16 protein-coding genes and 1 pseudogene are annotated in these 19914 nt (G+C 45.1%); 8 read left to right on the top strand and 9 right to left on the bottom strand.

Features of this window, described 5'->3' with window-relative positions:
• Nucleotides 1-52: 52 nt before the first annotated feature.
• The 5 genes from M1L23_RS11020 to nadK all read right to left on the bottom strand — a co-directional run bounded on the left by M1L23_RS11020 (nucleotide 53) and on the right by nadK (nucleotide 8199).
• Entirely contained in the window at nucleotides 53-2188 is a 2136-nt protein-coding gene (locus M1L23_RS11020; protein ID WP_252627420.1) for a putative bifunctional diguanylate cyclase/phosphodiesterase, read from the bottom strand.
• Nucleotides 2189-2242: 54 nt separating this feature from the next.
• Complete coding sequence (locus M1L23_RS11015) at nucleotides 2243-5026, bottom strand: insulinase family protein (protein WP_252627419.1); 2784 nt, start codon at nucleotides 5024-5026, stop codon at nucleotides 2243-2245.
• Nucleotides 5027-5085: 59 nt separating this feature from the next.
• Nucleotides 5086-5433 (bottom strand): outer membrane protein assembly factor BamE, encoded by a 348-nt coding sequence (locus tag M1L23_RS11010; protein WP_252627418.1) that lies wholly within the window; start codon nucleotides 5431-5433, stop codon nucleotides 5086-5088.
• Between the two features lie 113 nt (nucleotides 5434-5546).
• Nucleotides 5547-7211, bottom strand: a complete 1665-nt coding sequence (recN, locus tag M1L23_RS11005; protein WP_252627417.1) for a DNA repair protein RecN — start codon at nucleotides 7209-7211, stop codon at nucleotides 5547-5549.
• 76 nt (nucleotides 7212-7287) lie between these two features.
• A complete protein-coding gene (gene nadK / locus M1L23_RS11000; RefSeq protein ID WP_252627416.1) occupies nucleotides 7288-8199 on the bottom strand; it encodes an NAD(+) kinase in 912 nt (303 codons plus the stop codon).
• 163 nt (nucleotides 8200-8362) lie between these two features.
• Here nadK and grpE point away from each other — a divergent pair, with 163 nt between their 5' ends.
• The 5 genes and pseudogenes from grpE (at nucleotide 8363) to M1L23_RS10975 (ending at nucleotide 14455) form a co-directional block, all read left to right on the top strand.
• The gene (grpE, locus tag M1L23_RS10995; protein WP_252627415.1) at nucleotides 8363-9007 is read left to right on the top strand and encodes a nucleotide exchange factor GrpE; all 645 of its coding nucleotides are present in this window, start codon (nucleotides 8363-8365) and stop codon (nucleotides 9005-9007) included.
• An 82-nt stretch (nucleotides 9008-9089) separates the two neighbouring features.
• Nucleotides 9090-11012 (top strand): molecular chaperone DnaK, encoded by a 1923-nt coding sequence (gene dnaK, locus M1L23_RS10990; RefSeq protein ID WP_252627414.1) that lies wholly within the window; start codon nucleotides 9090-9092, stop codon nucleotides 11010-11012.
• Nucleotides 11013-11101: 89 nt separating this feature from the next.
• A complete protein-coding gene (gene dnaJ / locus M1L23_RS10985) occupies nucleotides 11102-12247 on the top strand; it encodes a molecular chaperone DnaJ (RefSeq protein WP_252627413.1) in 1146 nt (381 codons plus the stop codon).
• A 53-nt stretch (nucleotides 12248-12300) separates the two neighbouring features.
• Nucleotides 12301-13158, top strand: a complete 858-nt coding sequence (locus M1L23_RS10980; protein ID WP_252627412.1) for a M48 family metallopeptidase — start codon at nucleotides 12301-12303, stop codon at nucleotides 13156-13158.
• Nucleotides 13159-13265: 107 nt separating this feature from the next.
• Nucleotides 13266-14455 (top strand): annotated as a pseudogene (locus tag M1L23_RS10975) (dicarboxylate/amino acid:cation symporter).
• An 18-nt stretch (nucleotides 14456-14473) separates the two neighbouring features.
• Here M1L23_RS10975 and brnA read toward each other — a convergent pair.
• From brnA to M1L23_RS15015, 4 genes are all read right to left on the bottom strand, one after another.
• Entirely contained in the window at nucleotides 14474-14743 is a 270-nt protein-coding gene (gene brnA, locus M1L23_RS10970) for a type II toxin-antitoxin system BrnA family antitoxin (RefSeq protein WP_252627411.1), read from the bottom strand.
• On the bottom strand, nucleotides 14733-15581 hold the full coding sequence (locus tag M1L23_RS10965; protein WP_252627410.1) for a CmcJ/NvfI family oxidoreductase: 849 nt from the start codon (nucleotides 15579-15581) through the stop codon (nucleotides 14733-14735). The genes brnA and M1L23_RS10965 overlap by 11 nt, the downstream gene beginning before the upstream one ends.
• Before the next feature lie 355 nt (nucleotides 15582-15936).
• On the bottom strand, nucleotides 15937-16254 hold the full coding sequence (locus M1L23_RS10960) for a CcdB family protein (protein ID WP_252627409.1): 318 nt from the start codon (nucleotides 16252-16254) through the stop codon (nucleotides 15937-15939).
• Nucleotides 16254-16640 carry a type II toxin-antitoxin system CcdA family antitoxin gene (locus M1L23_RS15015; RefSeq protein WP_252627408.1) on the bottom strand — a complete coding sequence of 129 codons (387 nt, stop codon included), beginning with the start codon at nucleotides 16638-16640 and terminating at the stop codon, nucleotides 16254-16256. Before M1L23_RS15015 ends, M1L23_RS10960 begins: the two co-directional genes overlap by 1 nt.
• Nucleotides 16641-17064: 424 nt before the next feature.
• On the opposite strand from M1L23_RS15015, the gene M1L23_RS10950 reads away from it, so the two are divergent.
• Genes M1L23_RS10950 through M1L23_RS10940 form a run of 3 tightly spaced genes read left to right on the top strand, consistent with a single transcriptional unit; the run spans nucleotide 17065 to nucleotide 19688 of the window.
• On the top strand, nucleotides 17065-17268 hold the full coding sequence (locus M1L23_RS10950; protein ID WP_252627407.1) for a ribbon-helix-helix domain-containing protein: 204 nt from the start codon (nucleotides 17065-17067) through the stop codon (nucleotides 17266-17268).
• A gap of 1 nt (nucleotide 17269) precedes the next feature.
• A complete protein-coding gene (locus M1L23_RS10945) occupies nucleotides 17270-18463 on the top strand; it encodes an HNH endonuclease (RefSeq protein WP_252627406.1) in 1194 nt (397 codons plus the stop codon).
• Entirely contained in the window at nucleotides 18456-19688 is a 1233-nt protein-coding gene (locus M1L23_RS10940) for a DNA cytosine methyltransferase (RefSeq protein ID WP_252627405.1), read from the top strand. Before M1L23_RS10945 ends, M1L23_RS10940 begins: the two co-directional genes overlap by 8 nt.
• Nucleotides 19689-19914 lie beyond the last annotated feature (226 nt).

Below are 19914 nucleotides of genomic sequence, written 5' to 3'. Positions count from 1 at the left end.
CTAGCAGGTTTCAAGCAAGCTGCTGTTTACTTAAGGGTATTCAGCAGCTTTTTTATTGTTTAGATAGGGTCGAGGCAATGAAGGCTTCGAAAGCTAGTTTACTTAAAGGTCGTGAGTAAAAATAACCTTGTGCCGTTTCACATTGTAGCGATTGTAACACCGCCACTTGCTCAGCTTCTTCAACACCCTCTGCAACCACTTTTAAGCCTAGGTTATGTGCCATAGAAATAATGGAGGCCACCATATTACGCTCGCGGGCGCAGGTATGAATGTCGTCGATAAACGCTTTGTCTATTTTCAAGCAATGAATAGGGAAGCGTTTCAAATATGCCAGCGACGAATAGCCAGTACCAAAATCATCTAAGGCTAAGTGAATGCCTAGTGTATTTAGCTTTGACATGATGGCAATAGACTTTTCTGGGTCGCTCATAACCATACTTTCCGTAATTTCTAACTCTAAAGCGTGAGCGGGTAGCTGCGTTTTTTGTAGTGCTTGCTCAACCTGCAACACAAAGTCGGTTTGATTAAATTGCCGCGCGGACAAGTTTACCGCCACGCGGCCCATGAAAAGGCCTTGCTCGCGCCACTGTTTGGCGTCATGGCATGCCTGCTCTAATACCCGTTGCCCTAGCTCAATAATCATGCCGGTTTCTTCAGCTAGGGGAATAAAGTCGCTAGGGCTTAGCTGAACACCTTCTAGCGTATGAATACGCGCTAAAGCCTCATAGCCCTCAACCCGCTGAGTTATTAAGTTTATCTTTGGCTGATAGTGAATATGCAATAAGTTGTTTTTAAGGGCTTGGCGCAGCTGGTTTTCAATATGTAAACGGCTAACGGCCGCTTGGTTCATTGAGTCACTAAAAAACTGATAAATATTACCGCCGCGATATTTAGCATGGTACATGGCTGTATCAGCATTTTGTAATAGTTCAAGCGACGAGTCGCCGTCGTTCGGGTAAAGCACTACCCCTAAAGAGCCATTCACCACAAATTCATGGGCTTCAATTTGAAAGGGGTTATGTAAAGTACTTACTATGGCGTTAGCAATTTTAGCTACGGCACTAACGGCAATGGTGCTTTCAACAATAATGGCAAACTCGTCACCCCCTAAGCGGTACAAGGAATCGCGGCTAGTAAGCACCGAACTAATGCGTTCGGCAACTAAACATAATAAAAGGTCACCAATATCATGGCTAAGCGAGTCGTTAATTTTCTTAAAGTTGTCTAAGTCAAATACGAGCAAGGCATGAGGAATACGCTTGCGGACAATAGCCGAGTGGTGCACTTGAAAGTAAGAGCGGTTAGGCAAGCCGGTAAGGGTGTCGGTGTTTGCTAACCGACGTAATTCGTTCTCGGTACTTTTACGTTCGGTAATATCGGCAAAGCTCACCACATAATGAGTAATATTACCGTCGTCGGTACGAATAGCGTCAATACTTATGTCGATGGTATAGCGATCGCCATTGGCTCGAACATCGTCTACCTCGCCACGCCAGCTATGTAGCAAAGACAATTGTTCTTTAATATGGGCGGTAAATTGCTCTGAATAAAGCACGAGTTGAAAAGGGCGGCCAAGTGATTGCTCACGCGTAATGCCAGTAATACGCACGAAAGCATCGTTAACTTCTACCGCATTAAATTCATGGTCATAAATACATACACCGTCTGAAATATTGGTAAAAGAAGCGGCGAACAAACGCACTCGCTCTTGGGCAACCACAAGCTCATGTACGTCTTTAATGGTTCCTGTCATTCGCAGCGCTTCACCAGCGGCATTGCGCTCTACCACTTTGCCGCGGTCGAGCAGCCAGCGCCAGTTGCCTTGGATATCGCGCACGCGGTAGGTGGCTTCGAAAAACTCGGTATGGCCATTTAAGTGCTGTATTAGCTGGTCGCGTACGTTGGCCGTGTCGTGTTCATGAATAGGCGTGGTGGTTTGCTGTTCGCGAATTCCGTCTTGTGGAAATTGCTTGATCAGCAACCAGTCGTTTTGGCAAAAAAGGTTAGGCGTGTCAATTTGCCAGTCCCACAACAAATCACCACTGGCCCATAAGGAAAGTTTTAATCGGGTTTCATTTTCTTGTATTTGTTGCAGGGTGTTGCGGCGCCTTATGAAAGCAGCCAAGGCCAAGCCACCGGCAATTCCTACCATGCAAAATAAGGCAATTGCCCAAGCTGACAGCCACATGAGAATAAAAGAACCATAAGTTATTGAAAGTAACACAAACTTAACGGATTAAAGCTAAGGAGTCAAAGCGATTGTGTGTAATTCCATAGCGGCCATTTGTTTGCCTAAATGATGTTCCATGCGGGCTAAAAAACCAGCTTTAGAATGCGCTGCTACGGTGTCGGCAAGATTTTGCGCAAGCTGAAAGTCACCACGGTTATGGGTAATTGTTTGCCAAAACCGTTGTGAGCGAATGCGCAGGCTAGGTGCAGCGGCACGTAAATGGTGCGCTACTGCTACTTTAGCGGCATTCCAGTCTGCCTTGTCCAGTTTTCTAATTTGACGGAGAAAGTTAATTAAAAATGTTTGTATGGCTAAGCTAATTTTATCTGTGTCGAAATTAGGCGACTGAATATAAAGTAAAATACCGGGTAAGCCGTACATGGGAACATAACTGGTGCCCACTAAATAACCAAGCTGTTGCCGTGTGCGTAGTTCACTAAAAAATAACGGGTTCACTATATGATTAAATAACAAGAAGGTGGCTTTTTCTTCTAAGCTAGTATTTTCCCCCTGCAAGAAAAATGCAGTGGCATGGTCTGGGTGGCTACTGGTAAAGCCGCCGCGTTCAATGCCTGGTGACAAACGCCGTACATAACGAGCAAATTGGTTGCTAGGGGCAGCGGTAAGGGTTAAACAACGCGCTGCATGCTGAGCCATGGCTTCAGCCTGTTGGTAGGGCCAATCGCCATGAACTAAAAGAGTTGCTTGTGCTTCCCGAAATAACCCCGGCAAAATATTAAGAAAGTGCTCGTAGTCTAAATCGGTAAGACTTTCAGCCATTTGTTTTGCCGTGTACGAACCCTGTTGTAAGTGGTGGTGCAACATACCAAATAAGTGGTTAACAGGACTGTTTTTATGCACTGCAAGCCAATTAATACATAACTGGTCGCGAATATCAGCAAACATTGTTTTGCTAGGGTGCATGGTAGACAAGGTGCTAACCAACTCCATAAACAGCGTTTGTTGGCGGCAGGAAAAACCAGCAATGTGAAGGGTTATACCCCCTTGTTGTGGGTATAAGTTAAAGTGCATACCGGCTACTTCGGCGTCGTAAAACGCTTCGTTTAATAGCTCTAAGCCGAGTTCACACCAAATGCGGCTACAGGCATAGTTGCGGGCGCTTGAGTTCGCAAAGGGCATACGCAGCATTAAATACAAATGGCCTTTTGGTACGCGGAAGTCAGGATCTTGAAAATGCCACAGTTCAACCTCAGCACTTATATTAGTGTGGCTGGGCTCGTCGCTTAAGTTTACGGTTGCATTAGCGCTGCAGGGCTTATGCTCTAAAGGAAGCGGGGTGGTGCGCTGCGGAACAAAAGGGTTCGGCTGCGGAATAGCAAAGGGAAGTTTCGCAGGGCTATTTGGCCGGCCTTGGTGCTCTTCGGGCAGGGGGGCACAAAAGAAATCAAGGTCACTTTTACTCATCGCTTGAGTGCTGTATTCAGCGCCGTACCATTTCGATTTACGGTTAGTAACAACATTTGGGTGAATAACCGTAATACGAGTGTTTTCAGGCCGCATGTGGTCCAGCAGTAAGTTCGCAAAGGGCACATTTAGCGAATCCATACGGTAATCACCTGAAATAACATGCTCGGGTTTATAGTGCAGTAAATTCACTGAAAGTTGAGCGGCTAAATCAACTGGGCGTAGTGTTTCCGGGAATAAAAATGCCAAACTAACCATTTGACTACGTTCAGCATAAAGAGCTTCTTGTAACCCTTCGGAACGAATGAGCGCTGCATAGCGAAAGCAGGCTTGAATAACCTCGCGAATACATTCATGGCCTTGTGCCGTTAATTGGATGTTTATGTTGAAGTCTTTGAAGTTACTACCACTGGCCCCACCGCCGGCAGACAAGTTGGTTATCCAGCCTTTAGCGCGAAGCATAGAACAAAGAGAATTTGGGCCTTCGTAGCCAAAAAGGTGAGCAATAAAACTAGTTGTTTTGTGTTGGTAGTCGGTATTTATTTCTGGCAAAGCAAAAGTAAGTAATACTCGGTTCGCTTCTTTAATTGGTTTAATATAAATCCATTGGCCCAGTTGTTCTGGTTGATATAAAGGTGCTTTAGGGCCTTTAGTAGCGGGTTGCGCTGGCGCAATACTGTGAAAGTGTAGTGCCGCTAGTTTAACTAGTTCAGTTGTAGATTGTGGCCCAACTAGCGTCAGTGCCATATTGCCCGCATGGTAGTAGCGAGCAAAAGTTTGCTTGAGCTTGTCGGCGAGTGAACACTCTGGCGAGTTTTGTAGCGTGTCTACATTGCCCACAGAAAAGCGAGAAAAAGGGTGCTCGCTATTACTGGTTTCTTTGTGTACGTCATATAAACGGCGTAGCTCGTCTTTAAGCTTCATCCGATATTCGGCTTCTACGGCTTGGCGCTCTTTTTCTATCCATTGCTCACTAAATAATGGCGACGACAAAATAGAACTAAAACGTTTTAGCCCTTCATTAAAATGAGGCAAGGGCAATTCAAGATAAAAGTTACTGTGTTCGGTGCCTGTCCATGCATTATGGTGACCACCCGCATAGCTTATAAAGTCTGAATATGACTCTGCTTCAGGGTAGTCAGCGCTACCCAAAAAAACCATATGCTCAAGAAAATGAGCCAGCCCAGGCGTATCGTCAGGATCTTGAAAGTGGCCGGCATTAATGGCCACTGCAGCAGCAGCCTGGCTGGCGTCAGGAATATGAACAACAAGCACCTTTAAACCGTTTGAAAGCTGCACCATTTTATATTGGCGCGGATCTTCAGGGCTTGCTTCTGGCTGCTTAGGCAGCGCTGAATAATTCATTTTCATGCACTGCGTCCCGTGTGGTTAAGGTTGTGTGGTTATCACCATGCTAAGGTAACCAAACCCTATGCGTCTAACGGAATAAAGAAATTTTCTGGTATGTTGAAGTCACCTTCAATATTTGTAACACGTTCGTCGGTAAAATAAATAATAAGTTCGCGGGTGGTAATAGGCCCACGCCCCGGCTTCAAGTGGTATATATAATGCCATGCACCGCTACGGAAGGCGTTTTCAGCAACCGGAGTACCAAGTACATATTCAACCTGCTCTTGACTCATGCCCACCCGCAATTTGTCTACGTCTTTCTGTTCAATGTAATTACCTTGCGGTATATCGATACGATACACTAAGGGTTCAAAAATAGAACACGCACTTAAAGTAAGCGCAATCACCAAAAAACCTATAAATCTCATAATAACAACCGCCAAGTGTGGAATAATTAAATCATAACGTAAAAGTCAGGCTACCTACTAGCAAGGAAGCCTGACTTTTGGTGTTTTTTAAACAATTAAGTTCAATTGTTCGATTAACCAGCAAGAAGCTCTTGAGCGTTTGCTAGAGTATTGGCCGTAATTGTATCGCCCCCAAGTAATCGTGCAAGCTCGTTTACACGCTGTTCTTCGGTTAATGTTTCCATTGAGGTGTAAGTGGCACCTTTTTTAGTGTTTTTGCTAACTTGAATTTGATGATGTGCCCGTGCTGCCACTTGTGGTAAATGGGTTACGCAAATAACTTGGTTTGATTCGCCAAGCCGACGCATTAGGCGACCAACCGTTGCTGCTGTTGGACCACTTACCCCCACATCAACTTCGTCAAACACTAAGGTAGGTAAGCCATCTTGTTCTGCGGTTAGCACTTGAATAGCCAGGCTAATACGAGACAATTCACCACCCGATGCTACTTTTTGTAAAGCTTGGGGCTTTTGGCCTGCGTTTACAGAAACTTCAAAAACCACCTGATCAATACCAGCGCGGCTGCTGTAGTGTTCGGCGTCAGTATTTATACGAGTAATAAACAACCCACCTGGCATATTTAGCTGCTTCATGGTTTCAATTATTTTTTGATCAAGCGACTTGGCTGCCTTCACCCGTGAAGCACTTAGTTTTTCTGCCGCGGCCTGATAGTTGTTATAGGCAACATTTATTTCAGAGTCGAGTTGTTCTAACCGCTCCGACGAAGCGCTTAAACTGTCTAACTCGGCGACAAGCTCTTGGTGTAGCGTGGGTAGCTGTTGTGGCGCAATTTTATGTTTACGGGCAAGCTGTAGGGCCATAGCGAGCCGCTCATCAGCTTCAGCAAGAGCGGCGGGATCGGAGTCGAGGCCGTCTTGGTAATGGCGGAGCTCGCGAACAGCTTCTTCAATTTGTACACTTGCTTCGTCGAGCAGCGTTAAAATAGGCAGTAGCCGTGAATCAATATCTTGGTGCGCACGTAAACGCGCTACCACACCTTCTAATAAGCTGTAAGCATTGTTGTGCTCGCCATCGAATAAAGAGTTGAGTGCGAATGCAGAATCGTCTTGTAGCGCGCTGGTGTTGGCTAAACGTTTATGCTCAATTTCTAGTTGCTCATAGTCGCCAACCATGAGGGCAAATTCATTCAGTTCGTTGACTTGGTACTCAATTAATTGGCGGCGGGCAAGTTGTTGTTCGGCCGCTTGTTGTAAAGCACGTTGTTCTTTTAATAGTTGCTGCCAAGTACGCCAATGTTCCCCAACATTGCTAATTAAATGAGAGTGGCTGGCATATTGATCGAGCAGTACTAATTGATGCTCTTGCTTCATTAGTTGGTGGTGATCGTGCTGGCCGTGTAAAGAAACCAAGTGGCTGCCCACTTCTTTCAACAACGCCACGGGTACGGGGGCACCATTAATGTAAGCTTTTGAACGGCCTTCGGCAGTAATGGTACGGCGCAATAAGCATTCGTCATCGGCATCGAGTTCGCGTGCTTCTAGCCATTGCTTCACTATGGGCAAGGTATGAATGTTAAAGCTAGCTGAAATTTCTGCTTTATCGGCTCCTGCGCGCACGAAGCCAGCTTCGCTACGTGCACCCAAGCATAAGCTGAGTGCGTCGAGCGCAATAGATTTCCCCGCTCCCGTTTCACCGGTGATTGCGCTCATGCCTGGCTGAAAGTCGACAGTTAAGTCGTCGACAATAGCGAAGTTGCGGACACATAATTGAATTAGCATAGCCACCTCCAGCTGGTTATTTATACAGTAAATATACAGTATATAACCAGTACTGCAAGTAAGCTTTTAAAGATTTTTAGAAAAGTCTACTACCCCAGTTTAGTTTGTTTCTTAACACCTTGAAATAGTTGTAGTTTAAAGGGTGAATCAAGCGCAAGCGTTCTGCTTGGCGGTGAATGTGAATGGTTGATTGTTCAGGTACAGGTAAAGTGTTGTGGCCATCGCAGCTAATATGCAGAGGTTCACTGGTGGGAGCAACCCGTAAACTAATTTGGCTGTCTGCAGGCACTACTAAAGGGCGGCTGCTTAACGTATGTGGAAACATGGGAATAACATTAATAGCGTCTAACCTGGGATGTAAAATGCTTCCACCGGCAGAAAGCGAGTAGGCGGTGGAACCGGTAGGAGTAGCAATAATAAGTCCGTCGGAACGTTGGCTGAAAACGAATTGATTGTCGACAAACACTTCAAATTCAATCATGTGGGCTACTTTATCTGAGTGTAATACTACCTCATTCATGGCGTTACCGTGTACCTTTGGCTTACCAGCCTGGGCTACTTCCGCATGCAAAAGAAAACGCAGCTCGGTACTATATTGACCCGCAAGTACGTCGCTTAACATGGTCACGGCGGTTTCTGGAGCAAGGTCGGTTAGAAAGCCTAAGTTACCTCGGTTTACGCCTATTACACCGATATTATGTTTACTTAGCTCGCGGGCGGCACCAAGCATATTGCCGTCGCCACCCACCACAATGGCTAAGTGTGCTTGTTCGCCTATGGCATGAACTGGCAATGACTCAACGTCAGGTAATTCACACTGTTGCATGGCACGGTTGTCTACCACAACTCTGTACCCCGCTTGGCCTAGTTCAAGACAAAGGGATTCAAAAGTTTGTTGTGCGGCAGTGGTTAGCGGCACACCTAAAAGACCAATGGTTTTAAATTCAGAATCTTTTGCAAGAGTTATAGCAGAAGTAAAGGTGGTCATTAAGTTCTCATATCAACATGCGGGTAAGTAACGCTAAGTAGTTTAATGGAGAAATTCAACAGAAAGCGAATCAATTTTAGTTGAAATAAAAACAAGCGCCCCCATATATCAGCTATAGAGCAAATTTTTGAACACCATTTAGTTTAATTTACGGAGCCAAAGCATGAGTAACCCTGCACAACCTGAGCCGGTTAACGCCGAGTTTGCAAACCAAGCCGACGATACCGATAACACTGCAGAAAGTTCCACCACAGCAAGCCCAGCCCAAGAACAGGAAAGTACGGACGTTTCAAAAGACGTTTTAAACGTTCGAATTGCGGAACTTGAATCTGCTTTGCTGGTTGCCCAAGAAGAAGCTGCCAACCAGAAAGACAAAGCGCTACGAATTGCTGCCGAAGCTGAAAATGTGCGCCGCCGTTCTTTGCAAGAAGTTGAGAAAGCGACCAACTTTGCCTTAGAAAAATTTGCCGGCGAGCTGCTCGAAGTGATTGATAACTTAGAGCGAGCAATTCAAGTAATCGATCCGAATGATGACGCTATCAAAGCAGTCGCGGAAGGTGTTCAAATTACTTACAAGGGCTTCTTGAACACCATTACAAAGTTTGGATTAGAGGTCGTTAACCCACAAGGTGCACCCTTTGATCCGCAGTTACACCAAGCGATGAGTATGCAAGAAAGTAATGAAGTTGCACCGAACACGGTGTTACACGTTATGCAAAAAGGCTACTTACTTAATGGTCGTTTGTTACGCCCCGCCATGGTTATGGTGGCTCGGGCGTCGACAGATGGGGTTGACACCCAAGCTTAAAAAAACGCGTTTACTATTGAAATATAAATTTGTGCCCCCAAATAAGGGGTATCTAGGTAAGAATTAGCAGTTGGGAGACATTATGAGCAAAATTATTGGTATTGACTTAGGTACGACAAACTCTTGTATCGCTATTATGGATGGCGATAAAGCACGAGTAATTGAAAATGCAGAAGGCGAACGCACCACTCCGTCGATTGTTGCCTATACAGACGATGGTGAAATTCTTTGCGGTTCACCGGCAAAACGCCAAGCAGTAACGAACCCTCAGAATACAGTGTATGCCATTAAGCGTTTAATTGGTCGTCGTTATGAAGACGAAGAAGTACAGCGCGACATTAGCATTATGCCGTTCAAAATTGTTAAGGCAGATAATGGCGACGCATGGGTAGAAGCGCGCGGCGACAAAAAAGCGCCTCCGCAAATTTCTGCTGAAATTCTAATTAAAATGAAAGAAACAGCAGAAGCCTATTTAGGTGAAAAGGTAACAGAAGCAGTTATTACTGTGCCTGCTTACTTCAACGACGCACAGCGCCAGGCTACGAAAGACGCCGGCCGTATTGCAGGTTTAGACGTTAAACGTATTATTAACGAACCAACGGCTGCAGCACTAGCTTACGGTATGGACAAGAAGTCGGGCGACCGCACGGTTGCAGTATATGACCTAGGTGGTGGTACGTTTGATATTTCAATTATTGAAATTGACGAAGTAGAAGGCGAGCACACTTTTGAAGTACTAGCGACCAACGGTGACACACACTTAGGTGGTGAAGACTTCGATAACCGTGTAATCAACTACTTAGTAGAACAGTTTAAGAAAGACCAAGGGATTGACCTGAAGCAAGATCCGCTTGCTATGCAGCGTTTAAAAGAAGCCGGTGAAAAAGCGAAAATTGAACTTTCATCTGCCCAGCAAACAGAAGTGAACTTACCTTATGTTACAGCTGATGCCTCTGGTCCTAAGCACTTAGCAATAAAGCTAACACGCGCTAAGTTAGAGTCGCTGGTTGAAGACATGATACAAAAAACCCTTGCTCCAGTGAAACAAGCGCTTGAAGATGCAGGCTTAAAAGTAAGTGATATTAATGATGTTATTATGGTTGGTGGTCAAACACGGATGCCGAAAGTTCAGGAGTTAGTTGCTGACTTCTTCGGTCAAGAGCCGCGTAAAGACGTTAACCCAGACGAGGCAGTAGCTGTTGGTGCTGCAGTGCAAGCAGGTGTTCTACAAGGCGACGTAAAAGACGTACTGTTGCTCGACGTAACACCATTATCGTTAGGTATTGAAACCATGGGTGGTGTAATGACCGCCTTAATCGAGAAAAACACGACAATTCCAACACGGAAGTCGCAAACATTCTCAACCGCTGAAGACAATCAGTCTGCTGTAACCATTCATGTGTTGCAGGGCGAGCGCAAACGCTCAACAGATAACAAGTCTTTAGGCCAGTTCAATCTTGAAGGAATTCGCTCAGCACCACGTGGTACGCCACAAATTGAAGTAACCTTTGATATTGACGCCGACGGTATATTGCATGTGTCAGCGAAAGACAAAGACACGGGCAAAGAGCAGAAAATCACCATTAAAGCTTCTTCTGGCTTAAGCGATGAAGAAGTAGAGCAAATGGTTCGCGATGCGGAGTTAAACGCTGAAGACGACCGTAAGTTTGAAGAAATGGTACAAGTACGTAACCAAGCAGACGGCTTAATACATAGTACTCGCAAGCAAATTGAAGAAGCAGGCGACGCACTAAGTGAAGACGATAAGAGCAGTATTGAAACTGCTATTAGCGACTTAGAAGAAGCCATGAAAAGCAACGAGAAAGAAGCTGTTGAAGCGAAGTCTCAAGCTTTAATTGAAGCGTCTGCTAAGTTAATGGAAATTGCTCAGCAAAAAGCCCAGCAACAAAGTGCTGAAGCGGGTGAACAAGGTCCAGCAGAGGACGCTGCCGACGACGTAGTCGACGCGGAGTTCGAAGAAGTACACGATGAAGACAAAAAGTAAGCGTCTGAAACTGTAGCTTTCTCGCACGGGCGCTGCCTACAGGCAACGCCCGTGTATTTGTTTGGGAGACTTGAAAAAGAAGACTGTATATGGCTAAAAGAGACTATTATGAAGTTCTAGGTGTCGATAAAAACGCAAGTGAACGCGATATTAAAAAAGCGTATCGGCGTTTAGCGATGAAGTATCACCCCGACCGCACCAAGGGTGATAAAGCACTAGAAGAGAAATTTAAAGAAGCCAACGATGCTTATGAAGTGCTTACCGACAAAGAGAAGCGCCAAGCATACGATCAGTACGGCCATGCAGCATTCCAAGGTGGCCAGGGAGGTCATGGCGGTTTCGGTGGCGGTGGCGCAGACTTTGCAGACGTGTTTGGTGATGTTTTCGGCGATATTTTTGGTGGCGGCCGCGGCCGGCAACGTAGCCGGGCACAACGTGGTGCCGACTTGCGCTATAACTACGACCTGACACTTGAAGAAGCAGTACGGGGTAAAACAGCAGAGTTAAAAATACCTACTTTGGTAAGTTGTACCGACTGTGGCGGTTCCGGTGCTGAGAAAGGCTCAAAAGCTGAAACTTGTGACTATTGTCATGGCCAAGGCCAAATACAAATGCGTCAAGGTTTCTTTGCGGTGCAACAAACATGTCCGAAGTGCAGTGGGCGTGGAAAAATAATTAAAAATCCATGCCGTCCGTGTAATGGTGAAGGCCGGGTAGAAAAAACCAAAACCTTAAGTGTAAAAATTCCAGCTGGCGTTGATACCGGTGATCGTATTCGTTTAGCAGGTGAAGGTGAAGCAGGCGAGCATGGTGCAGAAGCAGGCGACTTATATGTGCAAATGAATGTGCGTGAGCATGCTATTTTCCGTCGCGAGGGTAACAACCTTTATTGTGATGTGCCCATTAGCTTTAGCCGAGCAGCCTTAGGCGGTGAGGTTGAAGTGCCAACTTTAGATGGCCGAGTAAAGCTTAAAATACCAAGCGAAACTCAAACTGGCCGTATGTTCAGATTACGTGGAAAAGGCGTAAAGTCGGTTCGTAGTGGTGTAACAGGCGACTTAGTGTGTAAAGCTGTTATTGAAACACCGGTGAACTTGTCTGCTAAGCAAAAAGAGCTGCTACAAGAATTTGATGATTCAATGGGTAAAGGTGCCGAGTCGGCCAAGTATCGCCCTAAGGAACGAGGTTTTTTTGACGGAGTGAAAAAATTTTTCGATGACTTAACGGGTAATTAACCCCATAATAAAGCTCTGCACTTGCAGAGCTTTTTTTTAAGGAGTAATTGGCTATGCAATATTTTGTTAGGCTTACTAGCATAATACTGCTTATTTTCTTTGTTGGTGCTTGTAGCACTTCGCCGACAGGGCGTAGTACGCTTAATTTCATGAGCGGGTCGCAGCTGAATGAACTAGGGCGAACGTCGTTCGATGAAATGAAAAATCAAGGCACGGTGACCACAGACCCAGAACTAAATGCGTATGCTCAGTGTTTAATGCACGCTATTGTTGAGGTTTTACCTGAGCAGTACAAAGCGTATAACTGGGAAGTTGCAGTATTTGAAGAAGACAGTATTAACGCCTTTGCCCTACCTGGTGGTTACATGGGTATTTATACCGGCATGATGAAATTTGCTGAGAACCAACACCAACTGGCAGCAGTTATGGGCCATGAAATTGGTCACGTTATTGCCGAGCACGGTGGCGAACGTTTAAGTACTAATTTGATGGTGACAGGTGCTTTAGTAACTGCAAACATTCTTTTGTCAGACCGTTCAGCGGCTCAACAAGGTATGCTAATGGCGGGTTTAGGGCTAGGTGCACAGGTTGGCGTAATGCTGCCATTTAGTCGCCGCCACGAATCAGAAGCTGATGAAATTGGTTTAGACTTAATGGCGCGGGCTGGCTTTGAACCTTCGCAAGCGGTGCGTTTATGGGAACTCATGGGCGAAATGTCGGGTGGCTCAGGCTCTGAACTATTATCGACCCACCCAGTGCCTGCAACTCGGGTTAAAGACTTAAAAAAACAAGTGCCAAGCGTTATGCCACTATACCAACAGCGCCTTCACTTAGGACCGGCGCCAAATTGTAAGCGCCCAAACTTTGCTGAAAAGGAAGTAGCAGTAAACAAAGCTAAAAAGAAAAGCTAACGCAAGGTTATAAGTTATAAGCAAATCGAATATGTGAAGAGCCCGCCATTAGGTATGGTAGGGCTCTTTTTTATTTCTGCTTATAAATTATTAAGGCACAAACGTTAATGTTAGCAACATGGTTTAAAATTCCTTTTTGGCAACGCGTGCTAGGGGCTTTTGTCGTCGGCTCTGCATTAGGTTTACTTGCTCCTTCGTGGGGTGTTGCAGTGCAGCCGCTGGGGCAGGTGTTTATTCATTCCATTCAAATGCTCGTGGCCCCACTTATATTTATTACTATTGTGNTGTATTTACCGCATTTATAGCCGGTTTAATTGGCCTTTTGGTTGCTCACTTGATCGATCTAGCACCGAGCACCGAGTTAATTGCCGCCGACAGCACAGTAAGAACAGTGCCACCGGTGTCGCAAGTACTGCTTAATATTATTCCACGCAACCCCTTTGCCGCACTGGCAGAAGGCAATGTATTACAAATTATTGTATTTGCGGTTTTGGTGGGGCTAGCGTTAAACCAGCTGGGTGAACAAGTGGCGCCGTTAAAGCGCGGCTTTGAAGCTGCGCGCGAAGTTATGTTTCAGCTAACCCGCTGGGTACTAGAACTTACCCCAATTGGCGTATTCGGTTTAATGGCCTGGGTTGTGGGCAGCTTTGGCTTAGACATGCTCCTACCATTAGGCAAGTTTATTGTCGCTATTTACATCGCCTGCTTACTGCACATGGCGCTCACCTATGGCGGCTTAATGCACTTCTTTGGAGGCATGAAGGTAAGCCGCTTTTTCAAAGCGGTATTTCCCACTCAGCTTATCGCGTTCAGCACCTCTAGTAGCTATGGCACCTTACCCTCTACGTTAAAAACAACCACAGAAGGGCTCAAGGTGTCGCCGCGGTATGCTATCTTTGTGCTGCCTTTGGGCGCAACCATTAATATGGACGGCTGTGGCGGCATTTACCCGGCTATTGCATCCGTGTTTATAGCCCAACTCTATGGCATACCGCTTGGTATGGAGCAGTACCTGTTAATTATGTTTACCGCCACGCTGGCTTCGCTTGGTACAGCGGGCATTCCAGGCTCGGCAGTGATTATGTTAACTGTTACTTTGTCGGTCGTGGGGCTACCGCTTGAAGGCATCGCTTTTATTGCCGCCATTGATCGCATTATCGACATGATCAGAACCACCACCAATATAACCGGCGACATGGTGGTAGCCCGTGTAGTGGCTTACCAAGAAGGCTTACTTGAAGAAGAGCAGGGCTTGCCTAGCACTTGTGAAATCGATAAGACTTGGGCGCAAAATTGATAAGTGTTTAGCGTCGCTCTAATGTGCATTGCCTGTGGTGTCACCTTTGAGCGGCTTGTTAGCTGCTTCGGCTCGTAAGCGTTCCACTAACCAGACTTTAATAATTGATTGGCGGGTAACACCAACTCGAGCAGCTTCGCGGTCAAGCGATTCAACAACCCAAGCTGGAAAGTCAACGTTAATGCGTTTCGATTCCTGGTTTACCCGGCGGGCGGTCTTAACGTCCAGATCATCAATAATATCATCTGTACCTTCATCAAGCTTGGAATCAAAATATTTAGCTTTCATACAATTCTACCTCTCTCTTGCGCGAGCGCCGTACTTCGATACTTGCTCGTGGGCCAATAGTTGGATCTTGATCTGGATATTCAAAAGCCGTGTGCGGTGTGAACCGAGCGACACCATCATTATCGGAGTCGAAGCCTTTAATAAGAACAACTTCATCGTGTGTCATTTCTGAGAAGTAGACCCACTTCTGCTCAGCAGCTTTGCGCAATGCATATATTTCACCAACATGATCGGTATCAGGAAAGTGAATTCTGGATACCAGCAAGTCTTCTTGGTTCACACTGGTGGCATCACAAAAAGCTAAAGGTGAGCGCTGTACAACATCCACTAAGGGGCGCGACACATTAATTTGGATCATTCGACGATCTTTAAGCTGAGCAAACTGCTCCGCTCCGATGCGCTCTTCTGCACGCGACTGAGCGGTTTGCTCGGTATAGTCATTATGCACATGGTGCGCTGGTTTACGGCTGCTATTTGTAGAGCCATGCCTTACCGTATGGTCAAACACAAACACATCTTTCACACCAGTGGCTGCTTTAATAATCGCAATCACTTCGTCATAGTAACTCGCTGCAATCGCTTTTTCGTCGGTAAAGTCTTTATGTTCGGTAGGGGCTTTAACTAATTCAAAGCCTTGCTTGTGTACTGAAATTGTCTCTTGTGAACTGCGCGCATCATCAATAGTAGCCGGCATAAATGCATACGCATCATTGTATGTTTGTGGTGCTGAACCACCCGAGTAAAAAACTTCAGGCGCGAGCGTACTGTCTGGCTTTATATAATTAAGTTCAGATTCAATTTGGCCAGATGTTTTCATGATTGAAATTAGTGTTGTCATTTTAATGAGTAGTCCTTTCATGCTGTAACTGAAATGCTGTAACTGATTTTGTGTCACTTTAATAGGTTGATGCTACCCATTTAAGTAAGCTTCAACAAAGCATGATAACTTCTTCAGCAACGAAGGAAATCTTCGTATGACACAAAGGCAAACAGGAATGGATTGATTTATGGGGCAGGTGGTGAATTGCACAGCCTTTTACAACAGCAGCTTTAACTCTTTTTTAAGCCAGTTAGTAAAAGTTATATCTGTGCAGTGAAATATAACAATACGCGCAATGAATGTTCTTCAGGCCATCTAGGTTTCGTTTCGTACCTACTTTTAGTCAACCATTTCCTAGTCTATTATTTGGGCGTTAAATGCCAGTAATTGCGAGATCCAGAGCTGCGACAATTTGGTTCCTGAAATGCGATAGTGAGCCAATCGGATTCTTCAGCTGGTTTTCAGGGATTGAAGAAATTTGAGGTGTCAGCAACAGTAGTTCCTGGTCAGCAAAAGTTATTTCGGGTGTTAGATCACGCATGGCTTGGCCGCCGAATGCCGAACGTTTGCCAAGTGGAATGACGATACGAGTTGCTAGGTCTTTCAAAAAAGGGTTTTGTACATCCACTAAATACGGGAAATACGTTTTACTAGTATTGCTGGGGTTTGGGTATACGTCGAACTGGGCCATCAAAATTCTCTAAATTCGTCACCGAAACAGCCGTGCTGTTCGACGAACTCGTTATAGTTTCTGATGGCTGTCCGGTTTTCCTCTACCCATTGGTCAGCCTTGCTCTTAGCTAATTCTTCTTTCAATGCTCGCTCAAGGGTCGCAGACAGGTTAATGTTCAGAGCGCGTGTCTTTTTCAACAGGTCACTGTTCACCGACAAATTAGTGGCTTTTTTCGGAGCTGTTATGTTGTATAGTTCGGCCATTGTAGCCTCCAGTTGCAGAAATTCACTTAGCAATAGGATATGCGCATGATTATGCGTATGCAAATGAATTTGACCATAGGATGTTTGTTTAGCTTCGCGGTCAAGTGATTCAACGACCCAGGCGGGGAAATCAACGGCCACCCGATAAGTCATTGGCCAGCATTAAGCTAGCATCACAAGCGCGCTTGATCGTTTAAAAGGTGCAACATAGCTTTCATTGTGTAATCAAGGTTTGGGCACATAATCTCACCTTTACTGTACTCACTATGAGCTTGCTTAACCCCTAGAAGTCCGATAAAGTTTGAATTAACTAATAATTAATAGGTATAAACGTTTGTCTAATTAAGCACGCACGGATTGTGGTTGGTTTTTTAGCTGCAACATAGGCCTAAGCTACATGCTAAATAAGGCTTGTAGCTTTTTTACGTGCTAGATACACCGCGCATGCCTAGTATACAAATGTTATGTGTCCAGGAGCATTGCCTACAATCTAAAAATCGACTTCCATTGTGCGGCAAAGTGCTGCACAATGCCGCAGACTTCCGGTTAAGCATGAGTGGGGGAGATGGTGGCTACAAAAAGTCGAATAACTATTAATCTTGATGAGCATAATTATCAAGAACTAATCGAGCTTTCAAATGAGCTCGACGTTTCATTGGCTTGGCTGGGTAGAAAAGCGTTTACTGATTTGTTGGCTAAATACCGCAGAGATGGAAAAAATGCTTCTGTTGTATTCGATCCAAGCACTAATGTAGCGAGTGGTTCCTGATATGTGGAAATGGGATCAAGGCAGAATGCAGTATTTTCAATACGATGTTCTGCGCATCATGGCTAATTTTGTTGTCAATTATGATTTTAAAAATAGCGAGCCAGCGTTTATAAGACAAGTAACAGGGTTGCCGTTTTCGGCACCAGCAACGCACTCTCCATGGCGAAATTATTCACGAATATATAAGCTGTGTCTTCTCGTTTCTGAGTCCCAAGGCATTGCCATACCAACTGATATAGCACGAGTGTTGAGCCAACCCGGTGCAGTTACATGTGATGAGTATATCCACTTTTTAGTAGAAGCTACTACTGATCCCTCTCCTGGCCTCTCTGATTGGGCAGACGCCGATACGGCTATTCAGAAAAGAAATCCTTTGTGCTTTTCTTTGAAATATATTTTGGCAAAAGTGGCTGGTCTTAATGAATATATTACACCGATAAACGAAATTATTGGTGCATACATTTTTAGTGGATTTAATGGTGGTGAGAGCGATACAGAGTTTCTCTCTTTGATGGGTGGTCGCGAGCGATACTCTGACTTGGTACGAAATATTGACCCTCGTCAGGCTCGTGAAAGTATTAAATTTATTTCTCAAATATCATACTTGCATAACACGGCTAGCGATATCGTTGTATCTCTAAATAAGGAAGACGCTCATGAAATATTTCATTCATTAAGTCCGATATCTGGTCCGTACGAAACAGATGGAAATCTTGAAATTCAGCGGCTCGCGAGTTTTTTCCGGGATGGCTCTGAGCACGATTTCTTTGAGTACAAAGGGACAATAGTTTCAGATGTTTTAGAGAGCGGATTCGTTGAAGGTAGTAAGGTTAAGAAGACACACGTCATAATCGAAAGAAATGCGAAGTTGCGGGGCTTGTATTTTGATAAATTTCCTAGCCCTGTTTGTAACTCCTGTCAAATAGATACTAGCAAGAAATATCCGTGGGTCAGCAGGGTTCTTGATCTCCATCATATCTTGCCGCTTTCGTCTGGAACTCGGGTAGATTCAAGGGTTGGGACAATCCTTGATGATATGACACCTATTTGCCCAACATGTCACAGAGCGATTCATCGTTACTATGACCATTACTTAAAGACAAACAGCAAAAGTGATTTTGATAATAAAGAGGAAGCGCATGAGATTTACTTCCAAGCAAAGCAGGGGATTGTAAGAGGTGACTGTTATGTCTAGAACAAATCCATCTACAGGGAATCCCTTAACTCCCGCGTTGCAGAAAAAGATTTTTGAGTTTGCGAAAAGAAAAGGTATTGAGCTTTCCGAGGCGTTAAACAGCCACGGTTATACCTTTGATGACCTTGTATATGAAGAAAGCCACAAAAAATCGTGGGCTGGACCCAAACCAAAGAAATTGTCACATTATAAGTCAAAGCCAAATGGTATTCCTTTGGTCAGCTTCTTTACTGGCTGCGGCGGAATCGATTTGGGCTTTGAGACTGCAGGTTATGAGCATAAGGCAGCTTTTGAGTTCAACGAACTATTTTGTAAAACCTTGCGAAAAAATAGACCGGCTTGGAATGTTTTTGGGCCACCTACACACTCAGGTGACGTGTCTAATGTGTCAGAGATCATTGAAACCTTGGAAGCGATAATTCCCCTGAATTTTGAGGGCATGTTTGTAGGTGGGCCGCCTTGCCAGCCATTTTCAATTGCCTCAAATCAGCGGTTTTCTAAGTCCGGAGATAATTTCAAAAGAATTGGCTTTGGGCATGAAAAGAATGGAAATCTCCTTTTTGATTACGTGAGTATCATCAAGCACTTCAAACCAACATGTTTTCTCATTGAGAATGTTCCTGGGTTAAGGGATTTGGATGGCGGCACTCAGTTGTCTGCTGCTATACGCGAACTGGAAGCGGTCGGCTATAAGGTAGTGGAGCCTCGCGTACTCAACGCTGCTGACTATGGTGTTCCACAATTTAGAGAGAGACTGTTCGTGATCGGCAGTAGAAATGGAAATATTCCTGCATTCCCAGAACGATCAAAATTGGCTTTTGGTGCAGGTTCAGTTCTGCAGAGAAGTCAGGGAAATGCCAAAAATACAGAGACCCGAGCACATAAGCTAAATTCGATGGAGCGTTATTGCAAGTTAGGGTATGGGCAAAGGGATCAGCTTGGTCGTGTAGACAGACTTGACCCTTGTATTCCATCGAAAACAGTTATTGCAGGCGGAACAAATGGGGGAGGCAGGTCTCACCTTCATCCTGAAATACCAAGGACATTGAGCGTTAGAGAATGCGCAAGGCTACAAACTTTTCCAGATGATTATGTATTTGTTGGTTCAACTGCTCGCCAGTTTACGCAAGTAGGGAATGCCGTACCACCTGTTTTAGCTGCACAACTGGCGTTGACTGTAGCATCATCAGTATTTCGCGAAAAAATGATTAAGGTTGTATGCTAAGAGCGGCGCTAGCGTGATGACCACATAACAATCACATGCACTCGGACATAAAAAGCGCCGCTCGTTCCTCGCTGTGCTTTTTTATGCCGGTGATGAGAAGCGTTATATTGCAGGGAAGTATGGTTAGACTTTTGGCTCTATTCTTTTTGATTCTCCCGTGGTGCTCAGTTGCTACTACGGATATGGTATTTATTTCCGAGAAAATAATTACGCCTGAGCAAGCGAG

The organism is Aliidiomarina quisquiliarum (assembly GCF_023922585.1).
In the GTDB taxonomy this organism is placed as follows: Bacteria; Pseudomonadota; Gammaproteobacteria; order Enterobacterales; family Alteromonadaceae; genus Aliidiomarina; species Aliidiomarina quisquiliarum.
This window is presented reverse-complemented; position numbering and strand designations above follow the sequence as displayed.